The following is a 23,118-nucleotide window of genomic DNA, read 5'->3' on the forward strand; positions in this document are numbered from 1 at the left end:
AGCTGCCTGTGCCGGGCTTCTCATTCTTGATAAGGAGTAGCGCAAATGGACTTTAGTAACCCAGACAAACTTGCATTATTAAGCCCCTTTGAATTGAAAGATGCCTTGATTCAAACGGCCAAGAAAAGCAATCAACTGATGTTGAATGCAGGACGCGGTAATCCTAATTTTTTGGCGACAACGCCGCGTCATGGTTTCTTCCAGTTCGGTCTGTTCGCGATGACCGAAGCGGAACGCTCTTATATTTACATGAAGGATGTGGGTGGTTTCCCGCAACGTGAAGGTATCGAAGCGCGCTTTGAAATATTCGCTAAGCAGCATGTCGGTGTACAAGGCATACGCTTCATCGAAGCAGCAGTGTCGTATGTGCGTGATCAGCTTGGCCTGTCTGCCGGAGACTTCCTTTATGAAATGTGTGAAGCCATACTCGGCTGTAACTATCCGGTACCGGATCGCATGCTCACGCTGAGCGAAAAAATCGTCGGCAAGTACATACACAAGGAAATGATAGGTACGCATCCATTTGTCGGCAACTTCGATATGTATGCGGTGGAAGGCGGTACGGCAGCGATGACTTATCTGTTCGCCAGCATGAAGGCGAATCACCTGATCAAGGAAGGAGATACCATCGCGCTCGGCATGCCTATCTTCACGCCGTATATTGAGATTCCACAGCTCAACGACTACAAGCTGGTGCAAATGTCCATCGATGCACCACAATCGAATAACTGGCAATTCACCAAGAAGGAATTGGACAAGTTGCTTGATCCGAAAGTAAAAGCCTTCTTCCTCGTCAATCCAAGCAATCCACCATCGGTAAAAATCGATGACAAGACACTTGCCTACATCGTCGAGATCGTCAAGAAACGTCCTGACCTCATCATTCTGACGGACGATGTGTATGGCACTTTTGCTGATGATTTCGTTTCGCTGTTTGCATTGTGTCCTTACAACACCATTCTGGTGTATTCATTCTCCAAGTACTTCGGTGCGACCGGATGGCGCATGGGTGTAGTGGCGACGCATGAAAACAATATTCTCGATGCCAAGATTGCCAAGTTACCGGAGAACCTCCGTAAGGAACTGGATGCGCGCTACCACTCGATTACTACCGAGCCACGCAAGCTGAAGTTCATAGATCGACTGGTAGCTGATAGCCGTACCGTGGCGCTTAACCATACTGCAGGTTTGTCGACACCAGTGCAGGCGCAGATGAGTTTGTTCTCGCTGTTCGCGCTGATGGATGAAGCAGATAGCTACAAAGCTGAAATGAAGCGTATCGTCTTGCGTCGCAAGGAAGCGCTGTATCGCGAACTCGGCCTGCCTATGCAGCATGATCCTAATTCTGTGCGCTACTATCATCTGCTGGATATGGAGTCGCTGTCCGAGCAAATGCACGGCAAGGAATTTTCGCAATGGCTACTGAAGAAGCTGAAACCGAATGAAGCCTTGTTCCGTCTGGCGGAAGAAACTGGTGTCATCCTCTTGCCGGGACGCGGCTTTGGTACGACGCATCCATCAGGTCGGGTGTCGCTGGCTAACCTCAATGAATACGATTACGCCAATATCGGCCGTGCGATCCGCGGCATGGCATCGGAATTCTATGCCGTGTTCCAGGCGGAGAAGGGCAAGGGAAAGCCCAAGGCAGCGAAGGCAGTAAAAGCCGGTGCGAGTAAAACGAAGGGCGGGAAGAAGGCAGCGAAGTAATGTGTTGAAAGCGAGAGGATCATTGCGTGGCAATGATCCTCTCGGTTGTTTGAAGCTTTATGCAGCCAGCTTAGGCGTTGAACGGCAGCCGTCTAGCAAGAAGGACAGACCGATCACCAGAACCAGCTCGCCTTCTGCCGAACGCGCAGTACCGGCAATGCCGGAGACGCTAATGGCAGTCATCGGTTTGATGACCAGATCCGCTGTACCTTCCACTATGCCAACAGACAGAATGTAAGGTTGCGGTGCTGCGATAACTATCCCGACGCGTTCTACGCCGAGTTCGTAGCCGAGTGCACCAGCCAGTGAACGTACAGGTAACGGTCTGCCTTGATCACGCAATACGGGCGCACCGCCAACTTTTTCAAATTCTTCCGGCAGTTCCACTACGCGTTGTACGATCGCCATAGGCAAAGCCAGCGCGGCATCGGAGCTGCGTACAAGCATCGTAGGAACGATAGACAATTCGATAGGCAGACGGATCGAGAAGCGTGTACCGACGCCTAGTGTGGAATCGATGGTGATGGCGCCGCGATGTTTTTCTACTGCAGTTTTCACGACGTCCATGCCGACGCCGCGGCCGGATACGCTATTGGCGACTTCCTTGGTGGAAAAGCCAGGCAGGAAAACCAGCTGCAGCATTTCTTCCTGCGTTTGCGCTGCCGTGTCGGAAATCAATCCTTTGGAAATGGCCTTGGCGCGCAACTGTTCGCCATTCATGCCTTTGCCGTCATCGGAAATCTCGATCATGACGCTGCTGGCTTCTTGCCATGCTTTCAGCAAAATAACCGACTTGGTCGATTTGCCGCTGGCAAGACGCGTCGCATTGTCTTCAATACCGTGATCCAGAGAGTTACGTAGCATGTGGACCAAAGGATCGTACAAGCTGTCGACGACGACACGATCGACTTCGGTCTCGGCACCTTCGATTTGCAGCTCGACGTCTTTGCCCAAATCCTTGGCCAGCTCGCGTACCAGACGAGGGAATTTTTGAAACAGCTTGCCGACTGGTTGCATGCGTGTCGCCAATGTGGCGCGCTGCAATTCGGTGGAATAGCGTGAAGCGCGATTCAATGTTTCTGCCAGTGCAGCCATCAAGGTTGCGGCATGTCCTTCGACCGGGAACTGCGCAAGTTTTTCCAGCAGCACGCTGGCTTGGTTGGCTGCTTGTACGGATTCGCCGGCAACTTCCAGCAAGGTATCGAGCTTGACTGCATCGACGCGTATGCTGTCTTCCTTGATTGGTGCAGAGGCTTGTTTGGCATCGCCACCGCGGCGGTCAACGCCATCCCATACTTTGGCTGCAGGTGCTTCGGCGGGCGTGGCTTGCGGCGTAACTGTGGCAGCGGCAAGTTCTGGTGCGGTGCCTGCCGGTACAACAGCAAGATATAAAGCATTCCAGTCCACACCATCACTACCAATGCTTGCTGAAGAAGGGGGTGCGATTGCTGTGGTCTCAACAATAGCAGCTGTTTGTGCTTCGCCTTCGATTGCGCTGTTCAGAATTTCTTCCAGCGATGCTGGCATGGCGGACAGGCTTTCCGGTTGTGCACCGTTGGCGAGTTCACCCAATTGATCAGCGACGAAACCACTGGCCTGCAGTGCCGCTTCAATCGCAATCGGTGTGACCGGTACTTGACCGGTACGCAGCGCATCGAACAGATTTTCAGTCAAATGGCATGCCGATACCATCGCCGGCAAGTTCATGAAGCCGGCACCACCCTTGATCGTGTGGAATGAACGGAAGACTGCGTTCAACGTATTGAGATCGCCCGGGTTCCGCTCCAGTGTGAGCAGGTGCTCTTCTACATTCGTCGCCAGCTCCAACGCTTCAACGACGAAATCCTTGAGCATGTCATCCATTAGAACCCCAGATCGGCAAGAAGGCTATCGACATCATCCTGCACCATGGCGATGGTAGGTGCGGATGGACCGTTCATCAATTCAACTGGTTTGTGTTCGACGGCTGCCTTGACTTCAGGTGGTGCGTTGTCGCGCAGAAGCTGCGCCAGTTCGGTTTCAGCCTTGTGCGTGATGGTGACAATTTTCTTGATCAACTGGCCGGTAATATCCTGGAAGTCCTGCGCCATCATGATTTCCAGCAGGCGAGCTTTTTCTGCTTCCGTTACTTCGACGACCTTGGCGTTGAACTGACGGGAATCGTTGGCGAGTGCTTTGAATTCATCGACGCTGAGTTTGCCTTCGAATAATTGCGTCCAGCGTGTATCCATATCCTTGGCGCTTTTGGACAAGGCATCTTGTTCCGGCATGCCGACATCGATGGCATTCAATACCTTGTTGGCAGCTTGTTCGGTCAATGTGGCGACGTATTCGAGACGGCCTTGTGCATCAGTAATCTGCGATGCGACATCGGAGAGTGAGCGGTCATAACCGAGTTCACGCAGAGAGTCATGCAACAAACGGACTATGCCGCCCAAGCGTTCGTACATGGGCTTCTCAGTACCATCTTCTTCCAATGTCGGTGCTGGTGTTGCCGCTGGAACGTGTGCAGTGTTCTGTACTGCTTCGACTACAGGAGCTGGAGGAGCTACGGCCGGTGTAACCGCCGCTACGGTTTCTGCACGTTGCGCGGAAATCTCTTCAAACAGTGCATCAAAATCATCTACGTCGCCGCTCATGTAATACCTTTCCCTGTCGATTATCCATTTTTCTCTGCTGCTTGTTGTCGCGTATGTGGCTTGATCGGCAAAACAAAACGCGCTGCGCCTGATAAAGAATGGCGCTTTTTATGCAGCAGGCGATGGATTTTGGTACGCGCACTTTTGCACGTTGACCTAGGGCAATAATACCCAGATTTAAGAGGGGCGCATAGCAATTCAATGTAAGTTGGCGACGGTTGGCAACACTTGCAAAATTTTGTTAAATAGCCGCGTCCTTGTTGTAATTCTGTAATGGCCTTGTCATGGCCGACTGCCATGCTGTTCACTTCTTGCTACCGTAGGTTTTAGAGGGCTTGTGTGCGGGCTGCTGGCGTTTGGCTCAAAAGCTGTGGTTTGACGCGGCTTACCCTCACGCCTACACTGCAACAACTTTTTATTCGCCCAGCATTTTTCGGGATTGATAACGTACACGTTTGTGCGTCTCGGTGTCGAAAATTGTTGTCAAGGTATTACATTTAATCTAAGGATCGTGCGCCTCGGGCTGCACATCAAGCATGACTACTATTTCGTCAACACACGACACGGCTTTATCCGCTGCACTGGATGCAGCAATCAATAACAAAACCAAACCGCTGGGCAGCCTCGGCATGCTGGAGACATTAGCCAAGAAAATCGGCCTGATTCAACAGACAACGCAGCCTAAGTTGATCGATCCGACACTGCTCGTTTTTGCCGGTGATCATGGCATCGTGGCCGAAAACGTTTCTGCCTATCCACAAAGCGTGACCTGGCAGATGGTGGAGAACTTCCTGGCTGGCGGCGCAGCGATCAATGTGTTTGCGCGGCAGAATCATTGCGCATTGCATATCGTTGATGCTGGCGTGAATCACGATTTTGGCAAGCGCGATGGTTTGCTTGATCGCAAGGTGGCGCACGGTACACGTAACTTTGCACAAGAACCAGCGATGAGCGCAGAGCAATGCGCGCAAGCAATGCAGTACGGCGCTGAGCTTGTTGCGGAGTTGAAAGGCAATGTACTTGGTTTCGGCGAGATGGGCATCGGTAACACCACAGCCGCTGCAGCCATCATGCATGCGATGACACAGTTACCAGCTGCGGAATGCGTAGGTGCAGGCACCGGCTTGGCGCAAGACGGCATTTTGCATAAGCAAAAGGTTGTGCAAGATGCTGTTGCGCATCATGCAGCGATCGTCGCGCGTAATGCGCCGCTGGATATATTGTCGACCTTCGGTGGATTCGAAATTGCGATGATCGCCGGTGCGATGCTGGCAGCGGCAGAACGCCGCATGGTCTTGCTGATCGATGGTTTCATCATCACGAGTGCCTTGCTGGTTGCTGCCCGTCTGCAGCCGGCGATCCTCGATTATTGCGTGTTCGCACATTGTTCTGACGAGCACGGCCATAGGCAAATGCTCGCGCATCTTGGCGGCCGTCCTATACTGCAAATGGGTTTGCGTCTGGGTGAGGGAACCGGCAGCGTGTTGGCATTGCCGTTGCTGCACGCATCGGTGAATTTCTTGTGCGAGATGGCAACCTTTGAATCAGCCGACGTTAGCAAGCAGACTGCGTAAACATATTATGGAATTAGAAATCATCCCTCAAACAAGTTTTGGCGCGCGTTGTATGCATCAACTGCGCTTGTTCTTTGTTGCCTTGCAGTTTTTTACGCGCATTCCGATTCCACGCTGGGTCGGCTTTGATGCGCAATGGTTGCAACATGCATCGCGCTATTTCCCCGCAGTGGGACTTGTAGTGGCCTTGGTTACTATTCTTGTGTACGCCATTGGCTCTTTGTTGTGGACGCAATCGATAGCAGTTTTGTTATCGACCATTGCCGGCATTTATTTGACGGGCGCATTTCATGAAGACGGTTTTGCCGATACTTGCGATGGCTTGGGTGGCGGTACGACCGCTGAGCGAGCGCTGGAGATCATGAAGGATTCGCGCATCGGCGCGTATGGCGCGATCGGCATAGGTTTGATGTTGGCCTTGAAGTGGATGGCACTTTCCAGCTTGCCATCAACGGCAGTTGTATTGGTTTTGCTGGTTGCGCATCCGCTGTCACGTCTGGCTGCGATCAGTCTGGTTTGGCGTATGGAATATGTAAAAGCCGACGGCAAAGCGAAACCAATTGCGCAACAGATGTCTAACGGTGAGTTTGGCATTGCGGCGGGCATTGCATTGTTGCCAATTTTGCTACTTTGTCTCACGGGTTTGCTGTCTGTACTGAGTGTTGCCACTGGCGTGCTGTTCGCTGCTCTGGCGTCGTTCTGGCTGGCACGCATGTTCCAACGTCGTATCGCAGGCTATACCGGCGATTGTCTGGGTGCTGTCCAGCAAGTCGCTGAAGTGGCGTTTTATCTTGGCGTATTGGCTGTGATTGCTTATTGAGGTCCAACATGCATCTTTATCTCGTCCGTCATCCACGGCCTATTGTTGCTGCCAATACTTGCTATGGCCGCACTGATCTGGCTGTAGCCGCGGAAGAGTTGGCCTCGGCGCATGCTTCCTTGCTGCCGGTATTGCCGAAGAATGCAACCTTGTTCTCCAGTCCGCTGCAACGTTGTACTGCATTGTCGGAAAGTTTGGCGCAAACCTTGGGTTGCCCGACGCCGACCTACGACGAACGTTTGGCAGAAATGCATTTTGGTGATTGGGAAATGCGCGCCTGGGACGATATTCCACGTGCATCCATCGATGCATGGGTAAATGATATGGTCGATTATCAACCGGGCGGTGGCGAGAGCGTGATGCAAGTCGCGCATCGTGTACGTGCATTCCGCGACGAGTTAACCAGCCTGCAGATTGAGCATGCCATCGTGATTTGCCATGCTGGCATCATCCGCTTGCTGGCAGCGTGCGAACACGGTTTATCCGTTCCCGAGATGGCGATGTATGCGGCGCAGAAGCCGCACAAGATTCGTTATGGTGAAGTGCTGGTCGTTGATTGCTAAGAGGCGGTTGTAAAATCAACCTGGCGTTGTTGTGCCTCCTTGCCGTACTAAACGTACTGCCTGCGTCGGCACGCCTAGCCACCTTGTTTTTACAACTACCTCTAGTACTGGGTAGCGACGAGTGTGTCGCCTATGAATTCTGCTTGGCGATGTAGTGCAGAACCTGTCCAGCAGCCTGAGCCGACACCACATCACGACCCCATGGTTTGCGCTTGTTCGGCAAGACGCGTAACCAACTAAAGGCACGCGCCGCACGTTTTACTTCGCGCTGAACAGCGGCATCATCCTGCTGCACATATCCCAGAAAAACCTGCGCGATGTCTTGCGTTTCCATATTCAAGATATAAGCAGTCGAGTGCAGATACAGCAGCCAATCGCGCGCTTGCGCGGCTTCTAACGGCATGACCTTGCTTGGATCATCTTCAAAATCGATAAAGCTGATTTGACCTTCGTGCGCAATCATATTGCGCGCAAAACACTGGCTCGCAGTTTGGCCGAGACGATGCAAATCCAGAATCGCCTGCAGTCCGTTTTCCCAATGTTGTTGTCCCTGCTCAGGCTGCTGTCGCAGCAACTGATCGACCGAAGTCGCACCGAGGAAAGAAAGCGCAAACCATTCTGGCGTGATGTGCAGCACTTCTGGGACAGAAACACCGGCTGCTGCCAGCGAGCGCAAACGTGCAATTTCAATCGCCTGCGCTTCACGGCCACCCGGCGCAGGAACAGCACGCAGCATCGGTTGACCAAGCAAGCGCGCCAAGGTATTCAGCACTGGATAACCCCAATGCTTGAGCGGTGCTTCCAGTTGCTTGACGATGATAGGTGCGCCATCGATTTCCACTAATTGCGTGCGATCAGACTTGAGCGCCAGTCGGGCTGAAATCGTGTGCAATTGGTCAGGAGTAAACATGCGATAAGTGGGATGAGCGGAGAAGGCTGGATTATAGATCAGCGCGCCTATTTGACAGCATTTGTAATGCTCAGCACTGTGGTTTGCAAAGAACAGAAAGCCCGGTGTAGTTGCCGCTAAGTGGTGCCAGCCGTACAATGGCGCAGTTTTGGTGCCCGCGGACATGTCCATGTCCGCAGTTAAACGGGAAACACGATGCCTCTACTGCAAACGTGTGCTGCCCCCGCAACGGTAAACAAGCGTCACTGGTTTTTAGTGACAGATCATCTCTCATACCACTGTGCTATTTGTACGGGAAGGTGAGATGGTTTGCTTGTCAGCCCGGATACCGGCCAGAACAGGTGAAAGCAATGCGAACGGGGAACGTCGCAGCGAGCAAGTTGCAGGAAACTGCACAGCGCTGTTCAGATCGTTCTCGTCCCATTCTTTTGTTGAACTCGACCCGCGGGGAGGCAGGTCGAGTGCTCCTTATCGAAAAAGACATCATGAAATCCGCACCATCAAATCGCAGCACCGCTGCATGGAAACCGCTCGCACTGGTTTCTGCACTCGCTACTCTGACTTTTCCTGCTGTTGCACAAGTGGAAAGCGGTCAACAATTGGCACCGGTTACGGTGTCGGCATCACGGTTTGAGAACGACCCTGCGTTTGCACCTATCGGCGCGACGGTGATTACCGCAGAACAAATTCGCGAAGCAGGGATCGGTAATGTTAATGAAGCAGTTCGAAAAATAGGTGGTGTGTATGGACGACAAAGTTTTTATGGCACATCAGATTTTTCACTAGATTTACGTGGCTTTGGCGTGAGTAGTGATCAGAATATGGTTGTTTTGATTGATGGTGTTCGGATATCAGAAAATGAATATTCGACAGCATTAATGTCATCTATTCCGATTGAGTCAGTGGAGCGAATCGAGATTGTGCGCGGCGGTAGTAGCGTTTTGTATGGCGAGGGGGCGACTGGGGGCACTATTCAAATTATTACCAAACGTGGTACAGAAGGTTTAACCAAAGGTTCGTTCTTTGTTGAAGCAGGAAGCTATAACAGCAAAGAAGTACGAGCATCCCTTAGAAAGGGATGGGAAGGATTTACTCTAGATGCCAATTTGGGCAGCGTGCATACAGATAACTACCGTGACAATAACGGGTTACGCCAAGACACTTTCAGCGGTGGATTGCAGTGGGCATCAAATGACACTCGCATAGGTTTCAGAATTGACTCTAGTCGTCAGGATAATCGCTTCCCTGGCGGTTTGAGTTTGGCAGAATTTGAGAGTAACCCTAGACAGACAAAGAAACCAGATGAATACGGTAGCTTTGATATGGATCGTTACTCCCTTTTTGGTGAAAAACGGTTTGGTAATCTAGAGTTGGCAATCGATCTTTCGCACCGAATTAAGAACTCAGAATTCTTCCAGTTCTCTTCGTTATCTAAATACCGTAGCGAGATGACGCAAATTTCGCCTCGTCTGCGCTATCTCACGAAAGGTGGGGCGTTCACAAATGAATTTGTGGCAGGTGTAGATATTGGGCGGTCAAATCGTGTAAGAGATGCCTCGTATGCTCAGGATGATGCAACCCAACGCTCGGATGCAATTTACTTCCGTGATGAATTGAAAGCAGGAAAAGCGCGAGTCGCTTTTGGCGCTCGCCATGAAAAATTTAAGAAAAATACCTTTGATCCAGTACCGTTTGGTTCGAATTATCACAATTCCAATTCGTTAAATGCATGGACGTTAGAAGGCGCTTATGAAGTTCAGCCGTTGTTGAATGTTTTTGCAAAAGCAGGCCGTAGTTATCGTGTTGCAAATGTTGATGACAATAATGGGAAAACAAGTAATGACTTACTTAAGCCTCAAACATCTGACGATGTAGAACTAGGAGCTTCATTTGGGAACTCCGATAAAAAACTAACCGCGAAAGTCTTTCGCCATAAATTAAAAAACGAGATATTTTCCGATCCCAATACATTTGAGAACATCAACTTAGATCCTACAAAACATGAGGGATTAGAGATTGAAGCGAGAGCACGTTTAAATCAGGCGTTTACAGTGATTGGTGTTTTTCAACACGTTTCCGCTAGATTTATAGATGGCCCTTATGCTGGAAAAGAAATGACTTTGATACCAAAAAATACGGCGACCTTGAGATTGAACTGGATGCCAGGTAATGGGCATAGTGCAGATGTCGGTCTGCAATGGGTAGATAAGCAGCGCTATAGCGGCGACGTCACAAATAGTTGTGGTTCTGAAATCCCTTCATTTGCGACATTGGATGCGCGCTATGCAGTTCGTGTCGGAGCTTGGGAGTTTGCGGTTAGTGGTGCTAATTTGACGGATAAAAAATATTTTAGCCAAGCATATGGGCGCTGCAATACTGATACTTCGCTAGCTATTTATCCAGACTCAGGTCGTTCGGTGAAGTTGTCTGCTCGTATAGATTTCTAATCTTCTCTGATGAGTACGCGCGCTATTGGAGGACATCCCAGTAGCATGCGTTCTCTACAATAGACAAAGTTGTATGTTTCCTGTGCTTTATTGGAAACGTATGTATTAACTTTGTTCGCAACGTTTGTTGCGCAAATAGAACGTTCCACTTGGCTAAATAGCCTGCAAAGTTGCCGCTCCGCAGCATACGCCCTTACAATGTCGCCAGTTTTGGTGCTCGCGGACATGTTCATGTCTGCAGTTAAACGGGAAACACAAGCCTTCAGGCTAACGTGTGCTGCCCCCGCAACGGTAATCAAGCGTCACTCAATCGATGACAGATCGTCTCTCAAACCACTGTGCAAGCTGCATGGGAAGGTGAGGCGCTCGTGCTTGCTAGCCCGGATACCGGCCAGGACAGGTGGAAATGCTGCGAACGGGGATGTTCGCGATGCGATTCGCTCATGTGCTGGTTAGTACTGGTTCCTGTCTGTTTCGGTCGTTGATTCTGTTCCGGTATTTCTTTTCAATTCAGCCTGCGGGGAGGTGGGCTGGGTGCTGTTTCTACGAAAAGTAATCATGACCTCATCCGTTTTACGGCGCACTAATGTGGCGTTTCAGCCGCTCGCTATCGCCTTGTCCGTTTCTGCTGCATTTTCTCCTTTAAGTTTTGCACAAACTGCTGCTGATCAATCGCTTACGCCAGTCTTTGTGACCGCTTCGCGTAATGCTCAGAAAGCTAGCGATGTTTTAGCTGACAGCACTGTTATTACAGCAGAGGAAATTGCTGAATCAGGGCAAACGTCCATCATTGATTTGCTACAAACTCAGCGGAGTATTGAAATTAAGCGAAATGGTGGTGCCGGCAGTGACGCGGATGTCTACATTCGAGGTGCGAATGCAAAACAGACGATTCTTCTGATCGATGGCGTGCGTAGTGTTTCTTCTACTTCGGGAAGCCCAGCATGGGCAGCTATTCCGCTTTCACAAATTGAGCGAATTGAAATTGTGAGAGGGCCATTGAGCAGTTTCTATGGTGCTGATGCCCTCGGTGGTGTAATTCAAGTATTTACTAAAAAGGGTAGTGGCGCACCACGACTGACATTTTCTGCTGGCGCTGGCACCTATGGTGAGCGGGTTGTGACGGCTGGAGTGTCAGGCTCTACCGAAGGAGAGCATGTTATTCGCTACTCCATCAATGCCTCTCAAGAGGAAGCTGATGGTTTCTCATCAAGAATTGGTGCAGGTTTCGATCCAGATAAAGATGGGTATACGAAGAATAACCTGAGCGGACAATTTTCTTGGGAACTGGCTAAAGGACAGGAACTTGGATTTATGTTCATGAATAGCCGTAATGATGCAGCGTATGACGGTACCGGTATTCCAGTCTTCAAGCCATATATTGTTAGTGATGTGGATGTATATTCGCTCTATTCGCGTAACCAAATCACGAATAATTGGAGCAGTTTGTTACAGCTTTCTCGTTCTTCTTCCAAGCAACAGCAATACACATCAGCAATCCCAGCCATAAACAATTCAACGCAAGATCAAATCAGTTGGCAAAACGATTTGAAACTTGGCAGTGATTTATTGCAATTACTTGTTGAGCGTCGCGAGGAAAGTGTCGTCAATCCCACACAGGTAAAACAGAACAACCGTAGTCGTAGTAATAATTCGTTAGCGCTTGCTTATCAATTGAATCGCGATGAGCATTTGGGTAGTGCCAGCGTGCGTTACGATAATAGTTCTGTATACGGTTCTAACGTTACAGGGAGTTTGGGTTACGGTTATCGCCTAAGTAAAGCACTGAGAGTTAGTGGTAGTGTGGGAACCAGTTTCCGTGCGCCGACTTACAATGACCTGTATTTTGCGCCTAACTTTGGCAATCCTGATGTCAAGCCAGAGAAGGGTAAAAATACTGAAATCGGTGCTTATTACGATGATGGGAAATCTGATTTTAGTATTGCCTATTATCATAATCAGATCTCGGATTTGATTGTCTCTAGAACACCTTGTCCAAACATCATTCTTGGCACTTCTTGTTCCTATAACCTTAATAGTGCGGTTTTAAAAGGTGTGTCGGTAGGAGGCTCTACCAAAGTGTCAGATTTTAGAATATATGGAACCTTGGATTGGCAGGATCCGCGTGACAAAGCGACTAATACCTTAATTGAGCGTCGGGCTCGTTTGCATGGGACTTTAGGTTTTAGTCATAAATATGGTCCGTTTAAATCCGGGGCTGATGTCATTTTCTCTGGATCCCGTTTTGACGCAGCAAAGCAAGTCAATCGTTTGGGCGGTTATGCATTGCTGAATCTGCATGCCAGCTATGAGTTGAATGATGATTGGCAGTTGTTCGGTCGTTGGAATAATGTTTTAGATAAACAGTACGAAGTTGCTCGCACTTACCAAACGCCTGGTTCCAATGTTTTTGCTGGTATTCGCTACGGATTCAAATAAGCATTTGTAAAATAGCGGTTGTTGCACTATCGCGCATGCATGTTCTGGATATTTATCCAGCATTGCATGCGCAAATTTTATGAGGAAGTCCTGATGTTGTTTTGCCCATGAACACGAGTAGCCATAGAAGCATGAACATTTCTGCACTGCAGGGGCGTACACGTGCGTGGACGGTTTTATCTGTTCTGGTTTTTCTTGCAGTATTGAGTTTGTTGATTGCATGTGTAGTTGGTTCGGTCGCATTGTCATTTTCAGAGATATATGGCGCTGTGCGTGAATTGGTGCAGGGAACGACATCGACGATGGCGGCGACCTTGGTTGATCTGCGTCTTAGTCGTGCGCTTTCTGCATTTGTGACTGGTGGCACTTTGGCCTTGGCTGGTGTGATGATGCAGGCGTTGTTGCGCAATCCTTTGGCCGAGCCGTATGTGCTTGGTGTATCGGGTGGTGCCGCGGTGGGTGCTCTTGCTGCGATGCTGCTTTTTTCAATGACGTGGGTGGTGGATGTCGCCGCGTTTGGTGGAGCGATTGCAATATCGATTTTGTTGTATGTATTCGCGCAGCGTGATTTGCGCGGTACTTCCAATACGGATGGAAATGCGCCTTTACTGTTGTTGACTGGCGTGATCCTCGCGTCTGGTTGCAGCGCTTTGGTGGCCTTGATGCTGTCGATTGCGCCGGATAATCGTTTGCGCGGGATGGTGTTTTGGTTGATTGGCGATTTGTCAGGTACACAGTTCCGCTGGTTGCCGTGGATAGTCTTGGTTGGTGCTTTGGTATTTTCTACGCGTGCGGCGCGTGCGATTAATGTGATTGCCTTGCATGCCGAAGCAGCATCGACATTGGGTATCAATGTAGGTAAATACCGTATTGGTTTATTTTTATGTGCTGCATTGCTGACCGCTAGTGGTGTGAGTAATGCAGGCAGTATCGGTTTTGTAGGTTTGATTGTGCCGCATGCATGCCGCTTCGTTCTGGGACCAGATCATCGTTTGCTGCTTCCTGCGGCAACTTTGGTGGGTGGCGCCTTTCTGGTTTTGGCTGATACCTTGGCGCGCAGCATCGTCGCGCCGCAACAGCTTCCTGTTGGCGTGATTACCGCACTGATAGGTGTGCCGGTTTTCCTGTTGCAATTGCATCAGTTGAGGAAGCGCGGATGAAGGCCAATAATCTTGAACTCCGCATCGCCGACCGTTTGCTGGTCGAGGGTTTGAACTGGCAAGTCGGGTCGGGTGAGTGCTGGTGTGTGATTGGCCGTAACGGTGCTGGTAAAAGCACCTTGCTCCGTACACTGGTTGGTTTGCGTGAAGCAGATGGCGGACAGGTTGAATTGCAGAACCGTGCGCTTGCGAAGTGGCCCTTGCAGGAGCTGGCGCGAGAGCGTGCATTCTTGCCACAAGGTAGAAGCGATGCCTTCGGTTATCGCGTGATTGAAACAGTATTGACCGCGCGTCATCCTTATCACGAGTCTGCGTATTGGGAATCGGATGCCGATTATGCGGCGGCACATGCAGCTTTGCAGATCATGGATGTCGATACCTTGGCTGAACGCGATGTGCGTTCACTCTCTGGTGGTGAGCGTCAGCGCGTAGCGATAGCCGCGGTGTTGGCACAGGACACATCTTTGCTGCTGCTGGATGAGCCAACCAATGCACTCGATTTGGGGCATCAGGTGAGCGTCATGAATTTGTTATCCAAGCTATGTCGCGAACAAAAGAAATCGGTAGTCATGGTCAGTCATGATCTGAATCTCGCGCATAGCGTAGCCACCCACGCCTTGCTATTGATGGGTGATGGGCGTTGGCATGCAGGCAGCGTCGATGAAGTGATGCAAGCGCCTTTGTTGAGCGAATGTCTGGGTCATCCTATTGAGATCGTGAAACACGGCAAGCGCACAATTTACCTGGCAGTTGAGGAAGAACAATGAGTGAAGAATTGAATAGCGCAAGCAAGGATGCCGACGGTTTGAACGAGCGGCACAATGCGCGTATGGCACGCAAGAAGGAAGTCGTTGATAAAAAGATAGATGCAGCTAAACGTAATGCTGGCGTTTTGGTGATTACCTGCGGCAATGGTAAAGGTAAAAGCTCCAGCGCCTTCGGCATGGCGACACGTGCGCTTGGTCACGGTATGAAGGTCGGCGTCGTGCAGTTCATCAAGGGTGCGATTATGACTGGTGAGGAAAACTTCTTCCGTCGCTTCCCGGATGAAATTAGTTTCCATGTAATGGGTGAAGGCTATACCTGGGAAACGCAAAACCGCGAACGCGATGTCGCCAATGCAGAGAAAGCATGGCAACGCGCGCAAGTCTTGCTGAGCGATCCAGCCATCGGTCTGGTGGTGCTGGATGAATTGAATATCGCGTTGAAATATAAATATCTGGATGTGCAGCAAGTGATCGCCGATCTGCAGGCGCGTCCTGAGATGCAACACGTCGTGATCACCGGACGCGGCGCACCGCCGGAACTGATAGAAGTGGCTGATACCGTCACCGAGATGCAGCCGATCAAACATGCTTTTGCGAATGGGATCGCTGCACAACAGGGTGTGGAGTGGTAGATGAGTAGTAGCGCACGCATCGTTCTGATTTCCGGTATTGCTTCCGGTCAGGGTAAAACGACAGTCACTGCAGCTCTGGCGCGCAAGCTGATACGCCAGGGTTTGCGTGTACGCGTGTTCAAGACCGGGCCGGACTATCTGGATCCTATGATCCTTCAACGCGCTAGCGGTGCTGAAGTATATGCGCTCGATTTGTGGATGGTCGGGCTGGAAGATTGCCGCCGTTTGCTAGCCAAGGCCGCGACTGAAGTCGATGTGATCTTGATCGAGGGCGTGATGGGTTTGTACGATGGTGATCCGTCGTCGGCAGATCTGGCGCGTGCTTTTGGCGTACCGGTAGTCGTTGTACTCGATGCTGCCAAAATGGCGCAGACGGTCGGTGCGGTAGTGCTCGGTTTGCAGCAATACGGTCCGGTTGAATTGGCTGGTGTGATCGTTAATCGTATCGCCAGTGCTTCGCATGCAAAAATGGTGACGCAAGGCATACGCAATGTACCACTCCTCGCGACTTTGCCGAAGCAGGCGCAAGCCTTGCCGGAACGGCATCTGGGTCTGGTGCAACCGGATGAAATTGCACACGTAGATCAAATATTGGATCAGCTTGCCGATCAGATAGAAATTGATATGGCGGCTTGGGATGCGATTGCACCAGTTGTGCTGGATGAAAGTTTGGCTGCATCGACCACGCCGCAATTGCTGGCAGGTAAAACAATAGCAATTGCGCGCGATGCGGCTTTCGCCTTCGTCTATCACGCCAATCTGGAATGTCTGCGCGCAGCAGGTGCGACCTTGCAGTTTTTCTCTCCATTGAATGATGAAGCGATACCTGCCGATGCGGATGCCGTATATATCCCTGGCGGTTATCCCGAGTTGCATTGCGCGACTTTGTCGACGGCACAAAACTGGCAGGATTCCATGCGTGCAGCGCATGCGCAGAATATGCCGATACTCGCTGAGTGCGGCGGCATGATGGTGATTGCCGACAGCCTGACAGATGCACAGGGCAAGCAATGGCCTATGGTTGGCTTGATGCCGGGCGAGGTCGTGATGCAAGGTAAGCTGGCCGGTCTCGGCATGCAGTCGCTCGCAACAGAGGACGGCGAATTGCGCGGCCATGCCTTCCATTACTCAACGCTGACAACGCCAGTTGAGCCGCAGGCGCAAACCGTCAAGCGTTCAAATGGCGCTGTTGGCGAAGCCGTGTTCAAACAAGGCACACTGACTGCGACTTACTTCCACGCCTATTTCTCATCTTGTCCAGCGGCGACGGCGCATATCTTTGCACCTGAGTTTTCACCCGAGGAAAAAGCATGACGCGTACCCTGGTCATAGGCGGCGCACGTTCCGGCAAGAGTGTGCACGCGGAAGCCTTGGCTATGGCATCCGGCAAACCGCTAATCTATATCGCCACCGCACAAGCGAGTGATGCAGAGATGCAGGCGCGTATTGCGCATCATCGTGAGCGACGTGATGGTCGCTGGCAGACAGTGGAAGAAACGCTGGCCTTGGGTGCTGCGATTCAAAAATACAGTAAGCCAGACAATGTGCTGTTAGTTGATTGCCTGACTGTCTGGCTTTCCAACTTACTGTTTTCCGAAGACAAAGAATTTCCGGAAATCGGAACGATCGATGCGCCAGTTTGTTTTGCCGAGCAGCGTGCAGCTTTCCTGCAAGCGCTGTCACAAGTTCAAGGTGATGTGATTCTAGTCTCGAATGAAGTCGGGCAGGGCATCGTGCCGCAAGGCGCAGTCTCGCGCTGGTTTGTCGATGAGGCAGGGCGTTTGAATCAGGCTGTTGCTGCTGTATGTGATCGCGCCGTATTGATCGTCGCCGGTTTGCCGTTGACGCTGAAGGGTTGAGATGTTGTTTGGTTTGTCTTGTGGCGTGATTGCTGTCCTGATGTTGCTAGGTGTCTTGCTGGATATGCGTCTGGGCGAAGCGACGCGTTGGCATCCGCTGGTAGGTTTCGGCAATCTGGCGATACGCACCGAAAAGAAATTCAATAGCGGTGACGCGCGTATTGCACGTGGTGCATTGGCGTGGGCGTTGGTTGTCTTGCCATTTGTATTGCTGGCATGGGTGCTGACTTTTTGGCTGGCGCAATTCGATGCATTGATTGCATTGGGAATACATGCCTTGCTGCTGTACTTCAGCCTCGGCTTGCGCAGCCTGCGCGACCATACCTTACCGATCGCGCATGCATTGATGGATGACGATTTGTCGCAAGCGCGTTTATTGACTGCGCGTATCGTCAGCCGCGATACCAGCCAAGCGGAAGAGTCCGATCTGGCTAAAGCTGGAGTGGAGTCCTTGCTGGAAAATGGCAATGACGCGGTGTTCGGCACCTTGTTCTGGTTTGCCGTGGCAGGTGGTCCTGGCGTGGTCTTGTTTCGTCTGGCGAATACTCTAGATGCGATGTGGGGTTACCGCACGCAGCGGTTCAATGAATTTGGTCGTGTCGCCGCACGCATGGATGATGTGTTGAATTTTATTCCGGCACGCCTGACTGCACTGTCTTACGCTTTGCTCGGTAATACGAAACAAGCCTGGCAATGCTGGCGCGTGCAGGCACCAGCCTGGTCCAGTCCGAATGCCGGGCCGGTGATGTCTGCCGGTGCAGGTGCTTTAGGTGTATCGCTGGGTGGTGCCGCAATTTACGATGGTGAAGTCGAACAGCGTCCAGCGCTGGGCACAGGTCCTTTGGCTGCTGGTAAAGATATCGCGCGCGCTTGGCGTTTGGTACGCCTGACGACAGTTTTGTGGTTAGTGCTGATTTGCATTGCGGGAGTTGTCTATGCTTGAGCACGGCGGCAATTTACACGATGCAATCCTGCGTTATGGGCGGCCGCGTGCGGAGTGGGTGGATTTGTCCACCGGCATTAATCCGCAAGCCTATCCAGTACCGCAACTGGCTGCTGAAGCATGGCATCGTTTGCCTGAACCGAGTACGGCTTTGCTGGAAGCGGCGCAAGCTTACTATGGCGCACCGCAATTATTGCCGGTTGCAGGTACGCAGGCGGCAATACAGAGCTTGCCACGGTTGCGTGCGCATTCTCGTGTAGTGATTGCAGCACCTTCGTATGCGGAACATAGCTATCAATGGCGGCAAGCCGGGCATGATGTGTGTGAAGTGGCTTACGATCAGTTGGAAACTGAACTGGATAACTGCGATGTGATGTCCATCTGTAATCCGAATAATCCGACCGGTGAAAGAATCGCTCCAGAAATATTGCTGAAATGGGCAGAGCGATTAGCGGCGCGTGGCGGCTGGTTGATCGTGGATGAAGCATTCGGCGACACGACGCCGGCACACAGCGTCGCTGCATACACTGCGCAAAAAGGTTTGATCGTATTTCGCTCGATTGGCAAGTTTTTTGGTTTGGCTGGTTTGCGTTTGGGTTTTGTCGCGGCACATGCGGACTTGTTACAGCAGTTGGCGGATTTGTTGGGGCCGTGGACCGTTAGTGGTCCGGCGCAGCAAATCGGCAGTGCTGCTTTGTCTGATGTTAGTTGGCAGGACGCGATGCGTAAGCAATTGCAGGAGAGTGGCATGCGTCTGCAGCAGTTGCTGTTTGCGCACGGTATTCAATCAAATGGTACAGAGTTGTTTCAATACTGGGCTACATCCAACTCTGCAGAATTTGCCGAGTACATGGCGCAGCATGGTATCTGGGTCAGAATTTTTTCGCATGGTGTGCGTCTTGGTTTACCGCCGGATGAAGCGGGTTGGCAACGATTGCAACAGGCGCTGGCAAATGCACTCCTTACACAGGAAATGAAATGAACAAGTTTTTCTTGCAAGCCTTCGCATTAAGCGCAGCTCTGTTTGCTGGTAGTGCTGTTGCAGCGATCAGCGTCAAGGACGATGGCGGCAATACGATCACGCTGAGCAAGCCAGCGCAGCGCATCATCTCCTTGGCGCCGCATGCGACCGAATTGATTTTTGCGGCAGGCGGTGGAGACCGCATCGTTGGCACAGTCGGCTACAGTGATTATCCAGCAGCAGCATTGAAGATTCCGCGCGTCGGCAGTCATCAGCAAATTGACGTCGAACGCATCATTGCACTCAAGCCTGATTTGCTGGTGGTGTGGCTGCATGGAAATTCCGAGCGTCAGCTCGAGCACATACGCAAGCTGGGTATTCCTTTCTATTTCAGCGAGCCGAAGAAATTGGCTGATATTCCGACCAGTGTAGAGCGGCTCGGCATACTGATGGGTACTGAGCAGCAAGCTAACAAGATCGCTGCCGCAGAGCGCGCCGAACTTGCACGTCTGGCGGCGCAATACCGCAATCGGCCGACGGTGCGCATGTTTTATCAAGTGTGGGGCAAGCCGATATATACACTCAATGGCGGCAATATCATGAGCGATGTGATTCGACTGTGTGGTGGTGAAAATGTGTTTGCCAATCTGTCGATTCCTGCTCCGACTGTGACGACCGAAGCAGTACTGCTGGAAAACCCGGAAGTAATGATGACTGGTGATCGTCAGGCAGAAAAATCCGGTGGACTGGAAATCTGGAAACAATACAAAAACATGCTCGCCGTCAAAAACGACAATCTGTTTTCAGTCGATGCCGATCTGGTGAATCGCGCCGGTCCGCGTCTGATAGAAGGCGCAGCCATGGTGTGTGAAAAGCTGGAACTGGCGCGCAGCCGTCGTACTAACAAACCATAAGCGAACGTGAAACTTCAAACATTGATGGTGCAAGGCACCACCTCGGACGCTGGTAAAACTACCTTGGTCGCTGCGCTCTGTCGTTTGCTGGCGCAAGAAGGCGTCAAGGTCGTACCATTCAAGCCGCAAAACATGGCACTCAATAGCGCAGTGACAGCAGACGGTGGCGAGATCGGACGCGCGCAGGCATTACAGGCACACGCTGCCGGTTTGCCACCGCATACCGATATGAATCCGATTCTGCTCAAGCCATCGAGCGATACCGGCGCGCAAGTCATCATTCACGGCAAGGCGCGTAGCGATATGAATGCACGCGATTACCATGCGTACAAACCGATAGCGATGCAAGCGGTGCTGGAGTCGTATCAACGCCTGACAGCACAATACGACACCGTGCTGGTAGAAGGCGCGGGCAGTCCGGCTGAAGTGAATTTGCGTGAGCGTGATATTGCGAATATGGGTTTTGCCGAAGCAGTCAATTGTCCGGTCATCCTGGTCGCGGACATCGATAGAGGCGGCGTGTTCGCACACATTATCGGTACGCTGGCTTGTTTGTCCGAGAGCGAACGCAAGCGCACGGTCGGCTTCGTTATCAATCGTTTTCGTGGTGATATCAGCTTGCTGGAACCAGGACTGAAATGGCTGGAGGAGCAAACCGGAAAACCGGTGCTGGCGGTGCTACCTTATCTGCACGGCTTGTTCCTCGATGCAGAAGATGCGGTCGAGCATACACAAGCTGAACGAGGTGCCTTCCGCGTCGTGGTGCCAGTGCCGCCGCGTATCAGCAATCACACCGATTTTGATGCCTTGCGCGCGCATCCTGACGTTGATTTGCAATTGGTGGGGCCGGGGCAACCGATTCCACCTGCCGATTTGATTATTCTTCCCGGTAGTAAAAATACGCGTGGCGATCTGGATTGGCTGATCGCCAATGGCTGGCGCGATGCACTGATTCGTCATGCGCGTTACGGCGGCAAGATCATTGGTATCTGCGGCGGCTATCAAATGCTGGGTATGACGGTAGCCGATCCGCATGGCATAGAAGGCACGCCGGGTATCTCGCAAGGTTTGGGTTTGCTGGATATCACGACGGAGCTGACGCGCGACAAGCGGCTGGAACAGGTTAGCGGCCTTTGTGCATTTGCTGATGCCAGCGTGAGTGGTTATGAAATCCACATGGGCATATCGGAAGGTGCGGCGCGCCAACAACCGGCTTTCATCATTGATGGTCGGCCAGAAGGCGCACGTTCCGACGATGATCAAATTCTCGGTACTTATCTGCACGGTTTGTTCGATACGCCATCGGCATGCACGGCTTTGCTGCGCTGGGCTGGTTTGGACAGCGATGTGTCGGTCGATACAGCACGTCTGCGCGAAGCCAGTCTGGATCGTATTGCCGATGCGGCGCGGCCCTTGCTGGAGGCGCTGCGCGCCTTGCCGGATTACGCGAAGTAAATCCCTCCGAACTGTGGCATTCCCGCTACGCCTCACAGGATCAGGCGAGGCCAGGTTGACCTTGCACCGCAGCATGATATTCTTGTTCCCAAGTCAGCGCCGGGGAGCTGGATGGCGTGCTGATTCCAAGATGTAAGCCGAAAACAACATCAAAAGGGGAATTCCATGCCAGTGATCGTCATCGCCAATCCTAAAGGCGGCGTTGGGAAAAGCACGTTTGCCACCAATCTTGCCGGATATTTTGCTGCGCAAGGTCATAGTGTGATGTTGGGCGATGTTGATACGCAGCAGTCGTCGCGTTCTTGGCTGAACCTGCGTTCGAATACGCTGCCGGCGATACAGGCGTGGGAAATTGACGATGGCCATGTCGCCAAACCGCCTAAGGGGACCACGCATATCGTGCTGGATACGCCAGCCGGTTTCAGCGGCAAGCGCTTCGAAAAAGTCATGCAGATCGCCGACAAGGTCATCGTTCCCTTGCAACCCTCTATGTTCGATATTCTGGCAACGCAGGAATTCCTGCAAAAGCTCTTGCAGCGCAAAGACAAGTTTGAACTTGGCGTGCTCGGTATGCGTGTCAATGGACGCACACGTGCAGCGGAGCAATTGACGCAATACGTCAACGGACTTGGTGTGCCGGTATTGGGGTTTTTACGCGACACGCAGAATTATGTGCAACTGGCCGCGCATGGCACGACGTTGTGGGATATTGCACCGTCACGTGTAGAGAAAGATTTGGAACAATGGCAGGATATTTTACCCTGGGTTAACAAGAGATGATCACACCGGAATACGCACAACTATTTGCACGTTACAACCGCTGGATGAACGAAAAAGTGTACGCCGCCAGCGAACAGTTAAGCGATGAAGAACGCAAGGCCGATCGCGGCGCTTTTTTCAAATCCATACATTCAACCCTGAATCATTTGGTGTGGGGCGATGCGATGTGGTTGGGACGCTTCACTAAAGGTACGGCGTTGGAAAGACCGATGGCGACCACGCCCGGTGGTGTCGATGTGCATGCTGATTGGAATGATCTGAAGGCAGCGCGCAATGCGCTGGATGAAGAACTGATCGTCTGGACTGCTAACTTGAATGCAACATGGCTGGAGCAGGATTTCAGCTGGTATAGCGGCATGACCAAAACCATGCGCAGTGGACCAGCATGGGAATCCGTCACGCATATGTTCAATCACCAAACGCATCATCGCGGGCAGGTGACGACACTGTTATCGCAACAGAAGATAGATCTGGGCGCGACTGATTTAATGATGATGCCGAAAAACTAGCAATTTACATCTCCTTGCAGCCTCACTTTCGGCTGCACA

The 23,118-nt window shown here is 51.7% G+C and carries 20 protein-coding genes and 2 riboswitches; of the genes, 17 read left to right on the forward strand and 3 right to left on the reverse strand.

Going from position 1 to position 23,118, the window contains the following annotated elements; translation table 11 throughout:
* Positions 1–45: 45 nt before the first annotated feature.
* Positions 46–1,707, forward strand: a complete 1,662-nt coding sequence (locus AC07N2_RS10665; RefSeq protein WP_494778264.1) for a bifunctional aspartate transaminase/aspartate 4-decarboxylase — start codon at positions 46–48, stop codon at positions 1,705–1,707.
* 57 nt (positions 1,708–1,764) lie between these two features.
* Here AC07N2_RS10665 and AC07N2_RS10670 read toward each other — a convergent pair whose 3' ends face one another.
* A complete protein-coding gene (locus AC07N2_RS10670) occupies positions 1,765–3,570 on the reverse strand; it encodes a chemotaxis protein CheA (RefSeq protein ID WP_494778265.1) in 1,806 nt (601 codons plus the stop codon).
* Positions 3,570–4,346: a protein phosphatase CheZ gene (locus tag AC07N2_RS10675; protein ID WP_494778266.1), complete on the reverse strand. Its 777-nt coding sequence runs from the start codon at positions 4,344–4,346 to the stop codon at positions 3,570–3,572. The genes AC07N2_RS10670 and AC07N2_RS10675 overlap by 1 nt, the downstream gene beginning before the upstream one ends.
* Before the next feature lie 536 nt (positions 4,347–4,882).
* Here AC07N2_RS10675 and cobT point away from each other — a divergent pair.
* From cobT to AC07N2_RS10690, 3 genes are read left to right on the forward strand one after another with little or no spacing between them, the layout of a single operon-like run.
* A complete protein-coding gene (gene cobT / locus AC07N2_RS10680) occupies positions 4,883–5,920 on the forward strand; it encodes a nicotinate-nucleotide--dimethylbenzimidazole phosphoribosyltransferase (protein WP_494778267.1) in 1,038 nt (345 codons plus the stop codon).
* 52 nt (positions 5,921–5,972) lie between these two features.
* On the forward strand, positions 5,973–6,740 hold the full coding sequence (locus AC07N2_RS10685) for an adenosylcobinamide-GDP ribazoletransferase (RefSeq protein WP_494778268.1): 768 nt from the start codon (positions 5,973–5,975) through the stop codon (positions 6,738–6,740).
* 8 nt (positions 6,741–6,748) lie between these two features.
* On the forward strand, positions 6,749–7,303 hold the full coding sequence (locus AC07N2_RS10690; protein ID WP_494778269.1) for a histidine phosphatase family protein: 555 nt from the start codon (positions 6,749–6,751) through the stop codon (positions 7,301–7,303).
* A 130-nt stretch (positions 7,304–7,433) separates the two neighbouring features.
* Here AC07N2_RS10690 and AC07N2_RS10695 read toward each other — a convergent pair whose 3' ends face one another.
* Positions 7,434–8,213 (reverse strand): hypothetical protein, encoded by a 780-nt coding sequence (locus tag AC07N2_RS10695; protein WP_494778270.1) that lies wholly within the window; start codon positions 8,211–8,213, stop codon positions 7,434–7,436.
* Between the two features lie 132 nt (positions 8,214–8,345).
* Positions 8,346–8,564: riboswitch (cobalamin riboswitch) on the forward strand.
* 134 nt (positions 8,565–8,698) lie between these two features.
* Here AC07N2_RS10695 and AC07N2_RS10700 point away from each other — a divergent pair.
* The 13 genes from AC07N2_RS10700 to AC07N2_RS10760 all read left to right on the forward strand — a co-directional run bounded on the left by AC07N2_RS10700 (position 8,699) and on the right by AC07N2_RS10760 (position 23,079).
* Positions 8,699–10,660 (forward strand): TonB-dependent receptor, encoded by a 1,962-nt coding sequence (locus AC07N2_RS10700; RefSeq protein ID WP_494778271.1) that lies wholly within the window; start codon positions 8,699–8,701, stop codon positions 10,658–10,660.
* Positions 10,661–10,854: 194 nt separating this feature from the next.
* Positions 10,855–11,070: riboswitch (cobalamin riboswitch) on the forward strand.
* 148 nt (positions 11,071–11,218) lie between these two features.
* Positions 11,219–13,099 carry a TonB-dependent receptor domain-containing protein gene (locus AC07N2_RS10705; RefSeq protein WP_494778272.1) on the forward strand — a complete coding sequence of 627 codons (1,881 nt, stop codon included), beginning with the start codon at positions 11,219–11,221 and terminating at the stop codon, positions 13,097–13,099.
* Between the two features lie 131 nt (positions 13,100–13,230).
* Positions 13,231–14,259 (forward strand): FecCD family ABC transporter permease, encoded by a 1,029-nt coding sequence (locus AC07N2_RS10710; protein WP_494778273.1) that lies wholly within the window; start codon positions 13,231–13,233, stop codon positions 14,257–14,259.
* Positions 14,256–15,026: an ABC transporter ATP-binding protein gene (locus tag AC07N2_RS10715; protein ID WP_494778274.1), complete on the forward strand. Its 771-nt coding sequence runs from the start codon at positions 14,256–14,258 to the stop codon at positions 15,024–15,026. Before AC07N2_RS10710 ends, AC07N2_RS10715 begins: the two co-directional genes overlap by 4 nt.
* Entirely contained in the window at positions 15,023–15,658 is a 636-nt protein-coding gene (gene cobO, locus AC07N2_RS10720) for a cob(I)yrinic acid a,c-diamide adenosyltransferase (protein WP_494778275.1), read from the forward strand. Before AC07N2_RS10715 ends, cobO begins: the two co-directional genes overlap by 4 nt.
* Positions 15,659–16,972 carry a cobyrinic acid a,c-diamide synthase CobB gene (locus AC07N2_RS10725; RefSeq protein WP_494778276.1) on the forward strand — a complete coding sequence of 438 codons (1,314 nt, stop codon included), beginning with the start codon at positions 15,659–15,661 and terminating at the stop codon, positions 16,970–16,972.
* Complete coding sequence (cobU, locus tag AC07N2_RS10730; RefSeq protein WP_494778277.1) at positions 16,969–17,517, forward strand: bifunctional adenosylcobinamide kinase/adenosylcobinamide-phosphate guanylyltransferase; 549 nt, start codon at positions 16,969–16,971, stop codon at positions 17,515–17,517. The genes AC07N2_RS10725 and cobU overlap by 4 nt, the downstream gene beginning before the upstream one ends.
* A gap of 1 nt (position 17,518) precedes the next feature.
* The gene (gene cbiB / locus AC07N2_RS10735) at positions 17,519–18,460 is read left to right on the forward strand and encodes an adenosylcobinamide-phosphate synthase CbiB (RefSeq protein ID WP_494778278.1); all 942 of its coding nucleotides are present in this window, start codon (positions 17,519–17,521) and stop codon (positions 18,458–18,460) included.
* On the forward strand, positions 18,453–19,442 hold the full coding sequence (cobD, locus tag AC07N2_RS10740; RefSeq protein ID WP_494778279.1) for a threonine-phosphate decarboxylase CobD: 990 nt from the start codon (positions 18,453–18,455) through the stop codon (positions 19,440–19,442). Before cbiB ends, cobD begins: the two co-directional genes overlap by 8 nt.
* The gene (locus AC07N2_RS10745) at positions 19,439–20,335 is read left to right on the forward strand and encodes a cobalamin-binding protein (RefSeq protein ID WP_494778280.1); all 897 of its coding nucleotides are present in this window, start codon (positions 19,439–19,441) and stop codon (positions 20,333–20,335) included. Before cobD ends, AC07N2_RS10745 begins: the two co-directional genes overlap by 4 nt.
* A 24-nt stretch (positions 20,336–20,359) precedes the next feature.
* Positions 20,360–21,790: a cobyric acid synthase gene (locus AC07N2_RS10750; protein ID WP_494779241.1), complete on the forward strand. Its 1,431-nt coding sequence runs from the start codon at positions 20,360–20,362 to the stop codon at positions 21,788–21,790.
* 165 nt (positions 21,791–21,955) lie between these two features.
* Positions 21,956–22,570 carry a ParA family protein gene (locus tag AC07N2_RS10755; protein ID WP_076591915.1) on the forward strand — a complete coding sequence of 205 codons (615 nt, stop codon included), beginning with the start codon at positions 21,956–21,958 and terminating at the stop codon, positions 22,568–22,570.
* Entirely contained in the window at positions 22,567–23,079 is a 513-nt protein-coding gene (locus tag AC07N2_RS10760; RefSeq protein ID WP_494778281.1) for a DinB family protein, read from the forward strand. Before AC07N2_RS10755 ends, AC07N2_RS10760 begins: the two co-directional genes overlap by 4 nt.
* Positions 23,080–23,118: the final 39 nt, after the last annotated feature.

Source organism: Herminiimonas sp. GW821-FHT09C12, from assembly GCF_059416385.1.